The 14,657-nt window shown below is 70.3% G+C and carries 13 protein-coding genes; 4 read left to right on the forward strand and 9 right to left on the reverse strand.

What is annotated here, in order from left to right:
- Window positions 1-3: 3 nt before the first annotated feature.
- The 3 genes from ABT186_RS12555 to ABT186_RS12565 form a co-directional block, all read right to left on the reverse strand.
- Window positions 4-621, reverse strand: a complete 618-nt coding sequence (locus ABT186_RS12555) for a mycothiol-dependent nitroreductase Rv2466c family protein (RefSeq protein ID WP_351924931.1) — start codon at window positions 619-621, stop codon at window positions 4-6.
- Window positions 622-676: 55 nt separating this feature from the next.
- Window positions 677-1,279, reverse strand: a complete 603-nt coding sequence (locus ABT186_RS12560; RefSeq protein WP_351221433.1) for a TIGR03086 family metal-binding protein — start codon at window positions 1,277-1,279, stop codon at window positions 677-679.
- A gap of 74 nt (window positions 1,280-1,353) precedes the next feature.
- Complete coding sequence (locus ABT186_RS12565; protein WP_351221434.1) at window positions 1,354-2,412, reverse strand: ketopantoate reductase family protein; 1,059 nt, start codon at window positions 2,410-2,412, stop codon at window positions 1,354-1,356.
- A 110-nt stretch (window positions 2,413-2,522) separates the two neighbouring features.
- Here ABT186_RS12565 and ABT186_RS12570 point away from each other — a divergent pair, with 110 nt between their 5' ends.
- Window positions 2,523-3,374, forward strand: a complete 852-nt coding sequence (locus ABT186_RS12570; protein WP_351924933.1) for a transglutaminase family protein — start codon at window positions 2,523-2,525, stop codon at window positions 3,372-3,374.
- On the opposite strand, the gene ABT186_RS12575 is transcribed toward ABT186_RS12570, so the two are convergent.
- Window positions 3,355-3,729: a nuclear transport factor 2 family protein gene (locus tag ABT186_RS12575; protein ID WP_351221436.1), complete on the reverse strand. Its 375-nt coding sequence runs from the start codon at window positions 3,727-3,729 to the stop codon at window positions 3,355-3,357. The two genes, ABT186_RS12570 and ABT186_RS12575, sit on opposite strands and share 20 nt — an antisense overlap.
- The gene (locus ABT186_RS12580) at window positions 3,722-4,270 is read right to left on the reverse strand and encodes a DUF1697 domain-containing protein (protein ID WP_351924935.1); all 549 of its coding nucleotides are present in this window, start codon (window positions 4,268-4,270) and stop codon (window positions 3,722-3,724) included. Before ABT186_RS12580 ends, ABT186_RS12575 begins: the two co-directional genes overlap by 8 nt.
- A 279-nt stretch (window positions 4,271-4,549) precedes the next feature.
- On the opposite strand from ABT186_RS12580, the gene ABT186_RS12585 reads away from it, so the two are divergent.
- Together ABT186_RS12585 and ABT186_RS12590 are read left to right on the forward strand one after the other, a co-directional pair.
- Window positions 4,550-6,817 carry an MMPL family transporter gene (locus ABT186_RS12585; RefSeq protein ID WP_351924937.1) on the forward strand — a complete coding sequence of 756 codons (2,268 nt, stop codon included), beginning with the start codon at window positions 4,550-4,552 and terminating at the stop codon, window positions 6,815-6,817.
- A gap of 192 nt (window positions 6,818-7,009) precedes the next feature.
- Complete coding sequence (locus ABT186_RS12590; RefSeq protein ID WP_351924939.1) at window positions 7,010-7,873, forward strand: phosphotransferase enzyme family protein; 864 nt, start codon at window positions 7,010-7,012, stop codon at window positions 7,871-7,873.
- Between the two features lie 13 nt (window positions 7,874-7,886).
- On the opposite strand, the gene ABT186_RS12595 is transcribed toward ABT186_RS12590, so the two are convergent.
- The 4 genes from ABT186_RS12595 to ABT186_RS12610 all read right to left on the reverse strand — a co-directional run bounded on the left by ABT186_RS12595 (window position 7,887) and on the right by ABT186_RS12610 (window position 12,292).
- On the reverse strand, window positions 7,887-8,609 hold the full coding sequence (locus ABT186_RS12595; protein ID WP_351221440.1) for a 3'-5' exonuclease: 723 nt from the start codon (window positions 8,607-8,609) through the stop codon (window positions 7,887-7,889).
- 100 nt (window positions 8,610-8,709) lie between these two features.
- A complete protein-coding gene (locus ABT186_RS12600) occupies window positions 8,710-9,948 on the reverse strand; it encodes a DUF5919 domain-containing protein (protein ID WP_351221441.1) in 1,239 nt (412 codons plus the stop codon).
- 114 nt (window positions 9,949-10,062) lie between these two features.
- Complete coding sequence (locus tag ABT186_RS12605; RefSeq protein WP_351924941.1) at window positions 10,063-11,379, reverse strand: copper amine oxidase; 1,317 nt, start codon at window positions 11,377-11,379, stop codon at window positions 10,063-10,065.
- A gap of 106 nt (window positions 11,380-11,485) precedes the next feature.
- A complete protein-coding gene (locus ABT186_RS12610) occupies window positions 11,486-12,292 on the reverse strand; it encodes a Tat pathway signal sequence domain protein (protein WP_351221443.1) in 807 nt (268 codons plus the stop codon).
- Window positions 12,293-12,497: 205 nt separating this feature from the next.
- Between ABT186_RS12610 and glgX the strand changes: the two genes are divergently transcribed.
- Entirely contained in the window at window positions 12,498-14,609 is a 2,112-nt protein-coding gene (glgX, locus tag ABT186_RS12615; RefSeq protein WP_351221444.1) for a glycogen debranching protein GlgX, read from the forward strand.
- Window positions 14,610-14,657: the final 48 nt, after the last annotated feature.

Here is a 14,657-nt window from a genome sequence, read left to right on the forward strand (position 1 = left end):
TGCTCAGTCGAAGCGAAGCGCCCCGGTCCGGGTCCGCTTGAGCTCGAAGAAGTCGGGGTGCGTGGCCAGCAGCCGGAAGCTGTCGAAGAGTTCGGCGGCCTCGGCGCCGCGCGGGACGGCCCGCAGTACCGGCCCGAACCACACCGTTCCATCGACATGGATGGTGGGCGTGCCGACATAGCCGCCCGAGTCGGGCTCGGCCCCGGCCTCATGACTGCGGCGTACGGCCTTGTCGTACGCGGGATCGTGCGCGGCGGCGGCGAGTTCGGCCGGGAGGCCGGCCTCGGCGAGCGATTCGGCGACCACGGCGTCGAAGTCCTCCGCCTTGCGCTCATGGATCCGGGTGCCGAAGGCGGTGTACAGATCGCGCAGCACCTTCTCGCCGTGCCGCTCGGCGGCGGCCACGGCGACGCGCACCGGACCGATCGACTTGTCGACCAGCTCCCGGTACCAGTCCGGGAGTTCGTTTCCGATGTTGTGCAGATAGAGGCTCATCGCATGGAAGCGGAGGTCGAGCGGGCGTTCGCGCTCGACCTCCAGCAGCCAGCGGGAGGTGATCCAGGCGAAGGGGCAGGCGGGGTCGAAGTAGAAGTCGACACGGGTCGGCGAGGTGTTCGGCATACCGGCCACGCTAGTCCCGGAGTGGTCCAGGGTCTGGATCCAATGGATGACTCTCTCAGTGGTCCACTTTGTCTGTGGCGGTCTGCCGCGGGTCCCGTCCGCCGGCCGCCAGCGCCCGCTCGAAGACCGGCGCGTCATCGGGTACGGCGACCGGGTCGGCGAAGCCGTCGTACTGGCGGTAGAGATCGGCGTGGGTCTCGACGACGTCCAGGACGAGCCGGGCGGCGCCCTCCGAGACGCGGTACTCCTGGCCGGTGGCCGTGGCCACGTCCCAGCCGTGGACCGCCATCTCCTTGATGATCATCGAGGCGATCTCGACGGCGGGCATCTTCGCCATGCCGAGGTCGACCTCGCCCTCCCACACCGCGGGATCCGCCCAGGCCGCCACGGCCCGGTCCAGCTGGGCGGCGTACGCCTCCGCCCAGTCCGGGTCGGCGGTGAAGTCGCGCGCGACCAGTTCCTCGGGCAGCTGCTTGCGCAGGGCCCGGTGCTCCAGGCCGTGCGAGGTGTAGAGGACCCAGTGATTGACCAGCGCACGGACGTCCCATTCTGGACAGTGCGTGGGCAGGGTGAGCTGTGCCGCCGTGACGCCACGCGCCACGCGCGCCGCCTCGGCGGCACATTCGGTCATGTACGGGTGCAGGTCGTCGTTCGTCATGCCCCTCACGCTAGGGACGGCCCGTTCCGGGCTCTTGAACAAACGCGACAACCCGCAGGGGGCCGGCCGCGGACTCAGGCGTCGCCGACCGCCACGACCGGCGAGTCCACCGCGACCGCCGAGTCCACCGCGACCGCCTCGTCCGCCAGCCGTTCCAGCTCCGCCACCGGCAGGGAGCCGGCCGCCCGTCGCTCCCGGGCGAACGTGTTGGCCAGCCGCTGCAGCAGTTCGTTCAGCGGGGTCGGTACGCCCTGCAGCCGGCCCAGGAGGACGATCTCGCCGTTGAGGTAGTCCGCCTCGATCGTGCCGGTGCCCCGGTTCAGGGACTGCCAGGAGGAGCCGCCGCCGCGCTCGACCCCGTCGAGGGGCTCCAGGCGGATCTTGTCGCCGCGGGTCTCCTTCTGCTCCTCCGCGCTTGCGTACGGGATCCCGGCGGCCCGGAGCACCGACTCGCCCTCGGCGCGCACCCGTTCGTACAGCCTGCGCGCCCCCTCGTCGGAGATCGGCCCGCTCACCGCCTCGACGGCGTTGGCGAGGTTGCCCAGCAGCTTGGCGTACTGCCACCGCGCCACGTCCGGCACGACCGGCGCCTCGAACCGCGCCTTCTCCAGGTCGGCGGCGATCCGGTGGGCGGTCTCGTCGGTGCCGTGCGGGTAACGGCCGATGTGCAGCATGCCGGTGAGCGGGGAGCCCGCCGCGGAGACGACGCCCGGCTCGACGAAGGTGGACGGCAGCCAGACGCAGACGCCGTACACACGGCGGAAGCGTCGCAGGGCGATCCGCGGGCTCTCGACGCCGTTCTGTGCGCAGACGACGGGCAGCCGTTCGGCGGCGGTTCCGCCGCCCGCCACGGGTGCGGCGCCCCAGGCGTCCAGCGCGGCCTCGCCGTCCTGTGTCTTGACCGCCAGTACGAGCACGTCGTCCGTACGCAACTCGCCCAGTGCTTGAGGCCCATCGACGACCGGCAGCCGGTGGGTGTGCCGGCCGTCCGGGGCGTGGAAGCGCAGTCCGCCCTCGCGCAGCGCGGCGTAGTGCGCGCCCCGCGCGACCAGGACGACCTCATGTTCAGCCCCGGCCAGCCGCGCGCCTATCGCTCCGCCGACCGCTCCTGCTCCGATGATGATGTAGCGCATGGGGACGAGCCTCGCACAGACGCGTGTAAGCGCCATCGAACGGGGCCGGATTCCTCGACGGCCGACCAGGGGTTGACCTTGCCCCAGGGGAAGAGCAGAGCGTCCGGGGCATGGACTCCTGCCTGGCACAGACCCCGTACAGCGATCCCGGCGGCCTGGACACCGGCGGCCTGCCCCGCGATCCGGATGAACTCGCCCGTATGGTCCGGGATCTGATCATCCATCGGGGCGAGGGCGAGCGCTTCGGCTACGCCATCCCCGAGCAACGGCTCCACGACGACGCGGAGTCACGGTATGTGACGGAGATCCTTCGGATCCTGCGTGAGCGCGGGGACACGCCGCTCACCGAACGCCGGGCGCCCGAGGAGCGGTTCGTGGGCACATGCCGGGACTTCGCGCTGCTGCACTGTTCGCTGCTACGGGCGACGGGAACCCCCGCACGGATCCGCTGCGGCTTTGCCACCTACTTCCTCGACGGCTGGTACGACGACCACTGGGTCACCGAATACCAGCTCACGGACGGGAGTTGGCGGCTGGCCGACCCCCAGGTCCACCACGAGTACGACATGCCGTTCGACCCCATGGACGTGCCGCGCGACCGGTTCCTGGTGGCGGGGGACGCCTGGCGGGCCTGCCGCGAGGGGCGGGCCGACCCGCAGACGTTCGGCGTGACGGGACTCGACCGGGTGAAGGGCCTGTGGTTCGTACGCGTCGACGTCCTGCACGACCTGGCCGCGTTCCACGGCGTCGAAGTGCTCCCCTGGGACGGCTGGGGCCCCGAGATCCTCGACGACGATCGGCTCACCGAGGAGGATCTCGCGCTGACCGACGCGGTCGCCGCGGCCGTCGACGAGGACGAACTGCGGCGGCTGTACGCCGACCCCCGTCTGACCGTCCCGGACGAGATCACCTCGTACACCACCTACAACGGCGTCCGGAAGGTCACTCTGCGTCGGGGCTGAACGGCGTTCCCTGGTGGAAGTACAGCAGCCAGCCGTCGTCGGTCCGCCGCCACAGTGAACTGCGGTGCGCCCGGCGGCCGTTGTTCTCCGTGTCGAAGGTGAGGTGGACGAGGTCGGGGGCCAGCCGGACGCCCGCCATCCGGGAGGCGACGATGGGCTGCTCTCCCGGATCGGTCGCCGACGCCAGCGCGTCCATGATCGAGGCGCGGTCCCACCGTCGCCCGGAGGCGCCGAACTCACGGAAGTCGGGGTGCAGCAGCGCCCCGGCCAGCTCGGGCGAGCGGCGGATCTCCGGGTCCAGCAGCCGAAGTTCGCCGTCGATCGCGGCCTGGACGGCGGATTCGTACTCAGGCACCGGTCATTTCCTCCATCTTGACGACCGTGTTCCAGTTGCGGGAGGTGGCAATGATCCCCTTCAGCAGCCGGGGCTTCGACAGGTGTTCGGCCAGCTTGGACCGGCCGAGCCCTTCGGGGGCGTAGAGGTAGAGCGCGCGGTCGCCCAGCCGGAACTCCTCCGGCAGGTACACGGCCGGGTCGACCTCTGCGAACCGTTCGGCGTCCACCGGCTTCGAGAAGTACGTGACGTGCAGCTGCTTGGCCTCCAGCTCGTCTGCCGGGAACGGACAGGCCTCGCGTACGGCCTTGAGATACGCATGGTCGCGTACGACCACGTCGACGCGGAAGCCGAAGTGCTTCTCGATCGCCTCGGCCAGTTCCGCCGCCAGGGACTCCTCGTCGCCGTGGTCGGCCGTGAAGACCGCGTTGCCGCTCTGCAGATAGGTGGCCACACCGGTGTGGCCGAGCCCGGTCATGAGCGAGCGCAGCTGCGCCATCGGCACCTTCTTGCTGCCACCCACGTTGATCCCGCGCAACAGCGCCGCGTACCTCGTCGTCATCCGCACACCTTAGAGCGGCCGTCCCGCCCCGCGGGCGGGCAGGACGGCCACGGGTAGGTGACGGCTTTCGCCGTCCCTGATCAGGGCCCCTGACAACCCCGGATAGGTGTAAGGGGCCACGGTCCTCCCAGATGGTGAGGCGAAGGGGTCCGAGGGGATGAGCCGGGTCGTTCAGGTTTCACCGGCAGGCACGACGAGTCGTTCTTATATCGCCCCTACCTTCGAAGCGAACGGTGGCGGCAGGGGGCCGTCACCCGCACACGAGGGGGCAAGCCCGTCATGGGGAACGGAGAACAGCGGGTGCGGGGCATCGCCGCCCGGGCCGGCGGCTGGAGCGCCCGGCACCGATGGGCTGCCGTCGGTATCTGGGTGCTGTTCGTGGTCCTGGCGATGGCCGTCGGCTCGGCGGCCGGCCGCGTCGACGTCAAGGACAGCGACCAGCTCAAGGGCGAGACGCACACCGCCGCCAAGATCATCGAGGACGCAGGGATCAAGGAGCCGGCCGGCGAGACCGTCCTGATCCAGGCGAAGGACGGCCGGACCCCGGCCACTGACCCGCAGTTCCGTGCCGCCGTCACCGCGGTCGTGCAGGCCGTGAACGGCACCGGCCGGGTGGCGGACGTGACGTCCCCGTACGACACCAAGACCATCTCCAAGGACGGCCACAGCGCCCTCGTGCAGTTCGACATGCGCGGCGACGCGGACACCGCGGGCGACCGCGTCGAGCCGGTCCTGAAGGCCGTCGCCTCGGTGCAGAAGGAGCACCCGCAGCTGCGGATCGAGGAGATCGGCACCGCCAGCATGCGGAAGACGTTCTCCGACGCGTTCGGCACCGACTTCAAGCAGGCCGAGTACTCCGCGGTGCCGGTGGCGCTCGGCATCCTGCTGATCGCGTTCGGCGCGCTGGTCGCGGCGCTGCTTCCGGTTGCGCTCGCGATCACCGCGATCATGGCGACGATGGGTCTGATGGGCATCGTCAGCCATCTGCAGCCGATGAACGACACCGCCAACTCCGTGATGCTGCTGGTGGGTCTGGCCGTCGGTGTCGACTACTGCCTGTTCTACCTGCGGCGCGAGCGCGAGGAGCGCGCGGCCGGCCGGGACGCGGACACCGCGCTGCGCATCGCCGCCGCGACCAGCGGCCGTGCCGTCATCGTCTCCGGCGTCACCGTGTGCGTCGCGATGGCGGGCATGCTCTTCACCGGGCTCGCCACCTTCGAGGCGATGGGTCTGGCCTCGCTGATGGTCGTGGCGGTCGCCATGGTCGGCTCGGTGACCGTGCTGCCCGCGCTGCTGTCGCTGCTGGGCAAGCGGGTCGAGAAGGGGCGCATCCCCTTCCTGCACCCGGACAAGCGGCGCAACCGGAACGGCCGGTCCGGCGAGGAGGGCAGCCGTCTGTGGAGTGCCGTGCTCAAGGTCGTCCTCGCCAAGCCCGCCGTCTCCCTGGTGGTCGCGGCCGGTGCCCTGCTGGCGATCGCGGCCCCCGCGCTCGGCATGAAGACCCAGAACCTCACCCTGGACCAGGAGTTCGGCGACAAACTCCCCATCGTGGCCACCTACAACCGCGTCAACGACGCCTTCCCCGGCGGTTCCGAGCCGGCCGAGGTCGTCGTCAAGGCGAAGGACATCAACGCCCCCGATGTGAAGGCCGCCCTCGCCGCGTTCCGGACCGAGGCGATCAGTTCGGGCGCCTCACGCGGCCCGGTCGACATCAAGCTGCACGACGCGCAGAACGTGGCCCTGATCTCCGTACCGCTCGTCGGCGGCTCCGACCAGGACAAGGCGGGCAAGAGCCTGGAGCTGCTGCGTGACAAGGTACGGCCGGACACGCTCGGCAAGGTCGAGGGCCTTGAGGCGCCGATCACCGGACAGGTCGCCGGCTCGCACGACTTCAACGACCAGCTCGTCGGGTCGGTCGTCCCGGTCTTCGCGTTCGTCGTGGTCTTCGCCTTCCTGCTGATGCTCCTGTCGTTCCGCTCGCTGACGGTCGCGATCACCTCGATCGCGCTGAACCTGCTGTCGGTCGGTGCGGCGTACGGCATCCTGGTCGCCGTCTTCCAGCACGGCTGGGGCGCGTCGCTGGTGGGCGCACAGGGCGTGGGCGCCATCATCACCTGGCTGCCGCTGTTCCTCTTCGTCATCCTGTTCGGCCTCTCGATGGACTACCACGTGTTCGTGGTCTCCCGGATCCGTGAGGCACGTATGCGGGGCCGTACGACGAAGGACGCGATCACGCACGGTGTGGTGACCACGGCGGGGGTCGTCACCAGTGCCGCGGTCATCATGGTCGCCGTCTTCGCGATCTTCGGCACGCTGTCCATGCAGTCCATGAAGCAGATGGGCGTGGGCCTGGCCGCCGCGGTCCTCATCGACGCGACCGTCATCCGGGGCGTCCTGCTCCCGGCGGTGATGGCCCTGCTCGGCGAGCGCAACTGGTACCTGCCGAAGTGGCTCCACCGGCTGCCCGACCTCACGCACGACGAGTCGGCCCCGGCGGACCTGCCGCCGCAGCCGCCCGCGGTCGAGGGCGAGAGGGTCGGGGTCTGATCTTCTGCCGGTGAGGGCGTACGTGGCCGGGGTGGGCGCACCCCGGCCACCTTGCCGTGTCACGGCCGCGGGGCTCTCCGCTGTTGTCGCCCCCGGTGACCCGCCCTTCGCCGGTGCACCGCGCAGGCTCCGACCTGTGCCGGTGCGACACTGAGCGACGGATGGCAGGCGTCGAGGACTCGGAGGCGGACGATGGACGAGGCAAGGGCGCGCGAGGTACTGGCCGCGGCCGGCGTGGTGGCCGGCCCGGCAGGGGACGCGCGGCTCCTCGCCCTGGGCGAGAACGCGGTGTTCGCCGCCGGTGACCTGGTGGTCAAGGTGGGCCGCGACGCCGAACTCCTCGACCGTGCACGGCGGGAGCTGGACATCGCCGTTTGGCTCGCCGAGGCGGGCGTCCCCGCGGTGCGGGCCGCGGATCCCAAAGCGCTGCTGGTGGAAGGCCACCCGGTGACGGTGTGGCACCGGCTGCCCGATCCCGTACGGCCCGCCGAACCCCGGGATCTGGCCGGACTCCTGCGGATCGTGCACGCACTCCCCTCCCCCTCCTTCGATCTGCCGCCCCGCGAACTGCTGGGCGGTGTGGAGCGCTGGCTGCGGCTCGCGGGCGACGCGATCGACCCGGCGGACGCGGCGTATCTGCGGGAGCGCCGGGACGGGTTCGCCGCCGCGGCGGCCGCGCTGACCCCGCATCTGCCGCCGGGCCCGATCCACGGCGACGCGCTGACCCGCAATGTGCACATCGGCCCGGACGGCCCCGTCCTGGTCGACCTGGAGACCTTCTCCGCCGACCTGCGCGAGCACGACCTGGTGGTCATGGCCCTCTTCCGCGACCGTTACGGGCTCCCGGCCGAGGCGTACGACTCCTTCACCCGGACGTACGGCTGGGACGTGCGCGAGTGGGAGGGCTGTTCCGTGCTCCGCGGCGCGCGGGAGACCGCCGGCTGCGCCTGGGTCGCCCAGCACGCGCCGAGCAACCCCAAGGCGCTCGCCGAGTTCGAGCGACGGGTGGCGTCCCTGCGGGACGGGGACGAGACGGTCCGCTGGTACTCCTTCTGAGCCGGGCCCCCTGTCAGACCGTCTGGTTCGCCGCTTCCCGCAGCGGCCACGTGCCGTCCACCACCGCTTCCGCATCGCCCTTGCGACGCAGGAACTCCTGGAAGTCCGCCGCCCAGGCCGCGTACCACTCGATCTGGCGGCGGTGCAGCTCGGCCGGGCCGAGGGCCGCGATCTTCGGGTAGCGGCCCGCTATCGCGGCGGCCAGCCGGGCGGCGGCCAGGGCGTCCGCGCCGGCGTTGTGCGCGGAGTCCAGCTCGATCCCGTACTCCGCGCAGACCGCTTCGAGATTGCGCTTGCCGCGGCGGTAGCGGTCGGCCCAGCGGTCGATCGTGTACGGGTCGATCACCGGAGCCGGGTCGAGCCCGTCGAGGCGCTCACGCAGCGACGGCAGTCCGTGCCGGCGCAGCTCCGCCGAGAGCAGGGTCAGGTCGAAGCCCGCGTTGTACGCCACCACCGGCACGCCCGTGCGCCAGTACCCGACGAGGGTCCGGGCGATGGCGTCCGCGACCTGGTCCGGCGGGCTGCCCTCCGCGGCCGCACGCTCGTTCGTGATCCCGTGCACGGCCACCGCGTCCGCCGGGATCTCCACTCCCGGGTCCGCCAGCCAGTCGCGACGGCCGAGCGGCTCCCCGCTCTTGACCTCGATCACCGCCCCCGTGACGATACGCGCCTCATACGGATCCGTCCCGGTCGTCTCCAGGTCGAATCCGATCAGCAGCTCTCGGTGCCAGGCCATGGCGGCCCCCCTTCTCGGTGGTGCTTTCCCCCAGTGGTCCCCACCTTCGCATGCGCCACTGACAATCCGAGGACCGAGTTCCGCTTACCCTGGGGACAGTTCAGGACACCGGCCGCGAATCCGCCCAAGCCAACTCGAACTCCTCGCGGTAGGTCGGGAAGAGCCCACCCTCGTCCACTTCGTTCGACCTGACGACCTTGCTGCCGTTGCGCAGCACGAGCACCGGCGCCTCCAGGCCCCGGGTGCGCCGCAGATAGGACTGCACGACCGCGATGCCGTCGGTGCCGTCCCCGTCGACGAGGTACGCAGTGAAGCGGGGCGTCTCGTCGAAGACCTGGATCTCGAAGGCCCCCGGGTCGCGCAGCCTCGAGCGCACCCGGCGCATGTGCAGGATGTTCATCTCGACGGCGCGGCTCAGCTCGCCCTTCCTGATGCCGAGTTCCCGCTCGCGCCGCTTGACCGCGCTGGAGGCCGGGTTGAGGAACAACAGGCGCATCCGGCAGCCCGACTCGGCCAGCCGCACCAGGCGACGCCCGGAGAAGTTCTGCACGAGCAGGTTGAGACCGATGCCGATGGCGTCGAGACGGCGGGCGCCTCCGAAGATGTCCTCGGCGGGGAACTGCCGCAGCAGCCGTACCCGGTCCGGATGGACGGCGACCACGTCCGCGTACCGGTCGCCCACGAGGTCCTCGACCGCGTCGACGGGCAGCCGGCGCGCCGAGGGCACGTCACTGCCCGCGCCGAGGATCTCCAGGAGCCGGGCCGAGGCGCGCTCGGCCTGGGCGAGGACGGCCTCCGACAGGGCCCGGTTGCGGGAGACCACGTTCCGGGTGACTTCCAGCTCGTCCAGGGCGAGTTCGACGTCGCGCCGCTCGTCGACGTACGGCTCGAAGCACGGCCAGTGCTGCACCATCAGCTCGCGCAGCTGCGGCAGCGTCAGGAAGCTCAGCACGTTGTCGTCGGCGGGGTCGAGCAAGTACCCCTTGCGGCGGCTGACTTCGCGTACGGCGACCGCGCGCTGCACCCACTCCTGCCCGGCCGGCCCCGCCGCGGCGACCACCCAGTCGTCGCCGTGGACGGGTTCGTAGATGGGACGGAGAACAGCGGCCACGACCGCGCGCAGCCGCTGTTCGACCAGGTTCAGCCAGATGTAGGCCCGCCCCGCCCGCTGGGCGCGCGTACGCACCTCGTGCCAGGCATCGGCGTTCCAGTCGAGTTCCGGTCCAATGGATCCCATTTCCATCGGCCGTGCCAGGGACACCGCCCCGGGCGGGACATCCGCGGAGTTCCCCTCGTGACCCTCGTCACCAGGGGGAAGCTCCAGCCCTCCCGAGCCCACCCGCGCACCGCCTTCCGCTCCCCCGAGCCTCCCCAGGGGCCAGGCCCCAGCCAACGATCAAGGAAGGGTACTCCGGGAGCGCCGCACGATGCAGCCGGATGGACAGGGTATATCTCAACTACCGTTTCGCACTTGCCCGTTCTGGTTCGCGAGTGCGGGCGGAGTGAGCGGATTCATAGCGGTTACGTCGCGCGGAGCGATCGAGAAGCCCTGCCAGTGGACCGGCATGGGCTGCTGGTCCTCGTCACGCGCTATGTGGTGGAACCCGACATTCACCCACACCACGGGGTGAGTGAGCGTCTGTCCGTTGACCCACGTGTCGACGGAATTACCTGCTCCGGTACCGCAGTTGCCCAGGTTGTCGCTGGCGAACTGTTCGCACCTGTTGTACTCGGTGAAGTAGACGTCGTGCTTGGTGAAGCTGCGGCCGAGGTACTTGGTGGTCGCACCCGGGACGATCTCGTACGACCGCGCGTGGCCGTCCTTGTTCTTGCCGGTGTCGCTGACGACCCGCCACCAGCGCATGTTCTGGGCGTCGCCCGCCAGTTCCTTGGTGATCCTGGTGCGCGTGGTCTTGTTGGTGGGGGCCTCGGCGCCGCGGGCGGGCGGGCTGACCACGGAGTCGTACTGCTCGACCTGGTTCTTGGACGAGCCGTCGAGGCCGAAGTCGAGCCGCCAGAAGACGTTGTGGCTGTGGCTGGTGGCGTACGACCTGGCGCCCCTGCCGATCGGCCAGCCACGGCCGTCGCCCGCGTCGTAGTCGAACGGCGAGAGGCTGCCGGTCGCGCCGACGTTCATGTTGATCGTGCCGTCGTCCTGGAAACGCCACTCGGAGATGTACTCGTACCAGCCGACCTTGTTGACGGTGTAGATCAACAGGTCCTTGCCCTGGGCCTGGTAGACCTTGTTGCCCGTGTCGCTCTGCATGCGGTAGGCGTGGCCGCGTGAACGGGTCGTCGTACACAGGCCGTTGACGTTCGGATGACTCGGGTCCGTCGCGCCTGGCACCTTGACCGTCTTGATGGTGCCGCCGGGGCACTCGCCGGGTGCCATGTTCATCAGGCCCTGCGCGTAACCGGCGCCCGTCAGGTCGCTGTACTCGACCGAGCCGTCGTCGTAGGGGACGTCGATCTGAGCCAGCCGCGCGCTGTTGAGGACCTTGATCGGGCGGCTCTCACCCGGGGGCTGGTACGAGACGTGCTCCAGGACGAGCCCGGCGTTGTTGTCGTAGCGCCAGCACATCCGCCACGTGGTGCCGGTGGAGAGCTTCTGCTCGATCCGGTACGCCGCACTGCAGTCGGCGGCCGGCGCGGGGGCGGCCTTCTGCTGGGCGACGGCCGGGGCGGCCGCCGTGCCGCCGACGGCGAGCCCGGCCGCGACGAGGCCGGTCAGAAGCCGCCTGCGGGCACGGCTGTTTCTGTTCACGCGCATGACGAAGAGACTCCTCTTGCACAGAGCGAAGGGTGGGAGGTGAGGAAGGTGACGCACCGTGCCCGCGACCGGGGGAAACGTTCCCTCGGAGGCGTGGGCGCGTGGCTCAGCCGAGCTTGCCGACCTTGCGGGCGCTCAGGTCGATCACGAAGGAACGGCTGTCGATCCACGATCCGTTCGGGATCTTCGGGAAGAGCCGCACACAGCGGTGCTCGCCGCACTTGTCGAGGAGGGCGGGCTGGGCACCCGGGGTCGCCCGGTAGACGATGCCGGTGAGCATCAGCTGGCCGGGCGAGGTGAGGTCCTTGCCGGTGGCGTCCTTGTAGTCGGCCTTCAGGCCCGCGCCGAGCGGGTCCGTGATCAGCAGCCTGGCCGCCTCGGTGTTCTCGTCCTGGGTCAGCGGCGGCTGCACGCCGTGCTGGGTGCCGGTTTCCTCGACCTTCCCGGTGTCGAGGTTGACGGTCTTGGTGAGGAGCGTGTCGTCCTTGTAGTCGTAGAACGTCACATCGGCGCGTCGGGGCGCCTTCGGATCGTCCAGGTGGTCCGGATCCGGCTCCGCGAGGTCGACAGCGAGCCGCTGCGGACCCTTCCTGCCCTCGACGTTCTCGCCGGCGGCGAACTGCTGCCGGCTGAGCGCGATGCTCTCGACGCGCTTGATCTCGTCGTCGGTCAGCGGGTCGCTGCCCGTGCCCTTGTCGCCCTCGGCCGGGGCCTGCTCGACGACGCCGGGCCGCACCGCCCCCTGGCCCTGCTCGGCGGCCTGCTGGGCCGAGAGCCCGCCGCCCTTGCCACCGGATTCCTCGGCCGAAACCGAGCCCGGAAGCGTGATCCCGACCATCACGGCGGTCCCCGTCACCGCGATGGCCGCACCCGCCACCACCTTGCCCAGATGGCGGCGCACTGTCTTGCGCACATTTCCCCCTACTCCCCCTGTTTCCCGGGAGTGGCTCGAGCCCCACTGGTTCGGCATACCGCGCACGCACGGGTCAGGTCGCGTGCCGCGTCTGCGCTGGTCGGCCCGTAAGAGGGATGTAAGTCATAGGAGGTTCCATCACTTTCGGGGAGACTCGGCCCCAAGGCGCCCCCCGGGGGCCAGGACAACTGGGAGAGTCGTGTCCATGCAGGTCTGGCCTGGAGAGGCGTATCCGCTCGGCGCCACGTACGACGGCGCCGGGACCAATTTCGCGGTCTTTTCGGAGGCCGCCGACCGGATCGAGCTGTGTCTGCTGCACGACGACGGCTCCGAGACCGCGGTGGAGCTGCGGGAGACCGATGCGTTCGTACGGCATGCGTATCTGCCGGGGGTGATGCCGGGGCAGCGGTACGGATTCCGTGTGCACGGCCCGTACGCGCCCGGGCGCGGGCAGCGCTGCAACTCGGCGAAGCTGCTGCTCGACCCCTACGCGCGCGCCGTCAGCGGCTCGGTGAAATGGGGCGAGGAGGTGTACGGCTACCCCTTCGGGTCCCCGGACAAGCGCAACGACCTGGACTCGGCGCCGCACACCATGACGTCCGTGGTGATCAACCCGTACTTCGACTGGGGCGACGACCGCAGGCCGCGTACCGAGTACCACCGGACGGTGATCTACGAGGCCCATGTCAAGGGCCTGACGATGCGCCATCCGGCGCTGCCCGACGAGTTGCGGGGCACCTATGCGGCGCTCGCCCACCCGGCGATCATCGAGCACCTGGCCGAGCTCGGTGTCACGGCGCTGGAGCTGATGCCCGTACACCAGTTCGTCCACGACCACCGTCTGGTGGACATGGGCCTGAGCAACTACTGGGGCTACAACACGATCGGATTCTTCGCCCCGCACAACGCGTACGCCTCCTGGGGCGACCGCGGCCAGCAGGTCCTGGAGTTCAAATCCGCCGTACGGGCGCTGCACGAGGCGGGCATCGAGGTCATCCTGGACGTGGTCTACAACCACACCGCCGAGGGCAACCATCTGGGCCCCACGCTCTCCTTCAGGGGCCTCGACAACGCCTCGTACTACCGGCTGGCGGACGACCCGCGGTACTACACGGACACCACGGGGACCGGAAACTCCCTGCTCATGCGCTCCCCGCACGTCCTGCAGCTGATCATGGACTCGCTGCGCTACTGGGTCACCGAGATGCACGTGGACGGCTTCCGCTTCGATCTGGCGGCGACGCTGGCGCGGCAGTTCCACGAGGTGGACCGGCTGTCGTCGTTCTTCGACCTGGTCCAGCAGGACCCGGTGGTCTCCCAGGTGAAGCTGATCGCCGAGCCGTGGGACGTGGGCGAGGGCGGCTACCAGGTGGGCAACTTCCCGCCGCTGTGGACCGAGTGGAACGGCAAGTACCGCGACACCGTACGGGACCTGTGGCGCGGCGAGCCGCGCACGCTCGCGGAGTTCGCCTCCCGGCTGACCGGCTCCTCGGACCTCTACCAGGACGACGGCCGCCGCCCGCTCGCCTCCATCAACTTCGTGACCTGCCACGACGGCTTCACCCTGCACGACCTCGTCTCGTACAACGCCAAGCACAACGAGGCCAACGGCGAGGACAACCGTGACGGGGAGAGCCACAACCGGTCCTGGAACTGCGGCGTCGAGGGCGAGACCGACGACCCGGCGGTGCTGGAGCTTCGGGCACGGCAGATGCGGAACTTCATCGCCACGCTGATGCTCTCCCAGGGCGTGCCGATGCTCAGCCACGGCGACGAGTTCGCGCGCACCCAGCAGGGCAACAACAACGGGTACTGCCAGGACAGCGAGCTGTCCTGGGTCCAGTGGCCCGAGGAGGACGGCAGCGATCTGCTGGACTTCACGCGGGCGATGGTGTGGCTGCGCCGTGACCACCCGGTCTTCCGTCGCCGCCGCTTCTTCCACGGGCGCCCGGTGCAGGGCACGCACGACGAGCTCTCCGACATCGCGTGGTTCACTCCTCAGGGCGAGGAGATGACCCAGCGGGACTGGACCTCGGCGCAGGCGAGCGCGCTGACGGTGTTCCTCAACGGCAACGCGATCTCCGAGCCCGGTCCGCGCGGGGAGCGGATCGGCGACGACTCGTTCCTGCTGATGTTCAACGCCTCGCCGAAGCCACTGGAGTTCGTGGTGCCGGTCAACCACGGGCGCCAGTGGCAGGTGGTCGTCGACACGGCCCTGGCGGAGGGGGTGACGCCGGGCACCGGTGCGAAGGTCGAGGCGGGGGGCCGGCTGACGCTGGTGGACCGCAGTCTGACGGTGCTGCAGCGGCCGGCGTAGACGGGGCGGGACGGCACGCGCGCGTGGCGGACGTTCGGGGAGTGGTGG

The sequence above is a fragment of the Streptomyces sp. NPDC001634 genome (assembly GCF_040298185.1).
GTDB lineage: Bacteria > Actinomycetota > Actinomycetes > Streptomycetales > Streptomycetaceae > Streptomyces.

What these genes read in the sequence shown, in the direction of transcription:
- ABT186_RS12555 (WP_351924931.1), bottom strand. Translation starts at nt 621, where the DNA reads ATGCCGAACACCTCGCCGACCCGTGTCGACTTCTACTTCGACCCCGCC.
- ABT186_RS12560 (WP_351221433.1), bottom strand. Translation starts at nt 1,279, where the DNA reads ATGACGAACGACGACCTGCACCCGTACATGACCGAATGTGCCGCCGAG.
- ABT186_RS12565 (WP_351221434.1), bottom strand. Translation starts at nt 2,412, where the DNA reads ATGCGCTACATCATCATCGGAGCAGGAGCGGTCGGCGGAGCGATAGGC.
- ABT186_RS12570 (WP_351924933.1), top strand. Translation starts at nt 2,523, where the DNA reads ATGGACTCCTGCCTGGCACAGACCCCGTACAGCGATCCCGGCGGCCTG.
- ABT186_RS12580 (WP_351924935.1), bottom strand. Translation starts at nt 4,270, where the DNA reads ATGACGACGAGGTACGCGGCGCTGTTGCGCGGGATCAACGTGGGTGGC.
- ABT186_RS12585 (WP_351924937.1), top strand. Translation starts at nt 4,550, where the DNA reads ATGGGGAACGGAGAACAGCGGGTGCGGGGCATCGCCGCCCGGGCCGGC.
- ABT186_RS12590 (WP_351924939.1), top strand. Translation starts at nt 7,010, where the DNA reads ATGGACGAGGCAAGGGCGCGCGAGGTACTGGCCGCGGCCGGCGTGGTG.
- ABT186_RS12595 (WP_351221440.1), bottom strand. Translation starts at nt 8,609, where the DNA reads ATGGCCTGGCACCGAGAGCTGCTGATCGGATTCGACCTGGAGACGACC.
- ABT186_RS12605 (WP_351924941.1), bottom strand. Translation starts at nt 11,379, where the DNA reads ATGCGCGTGAACAGAAACAGCCGTGCCCGCAGGCGGCTTCTGACCGGC.
- glgX (WP_351221444.1), top strand. Translation starts at nt 12,498, where the DNA reads ATGCAGGTCTGGCCTGGAGAGGCGTATCCGCTCGGCGCCACGTACGAC.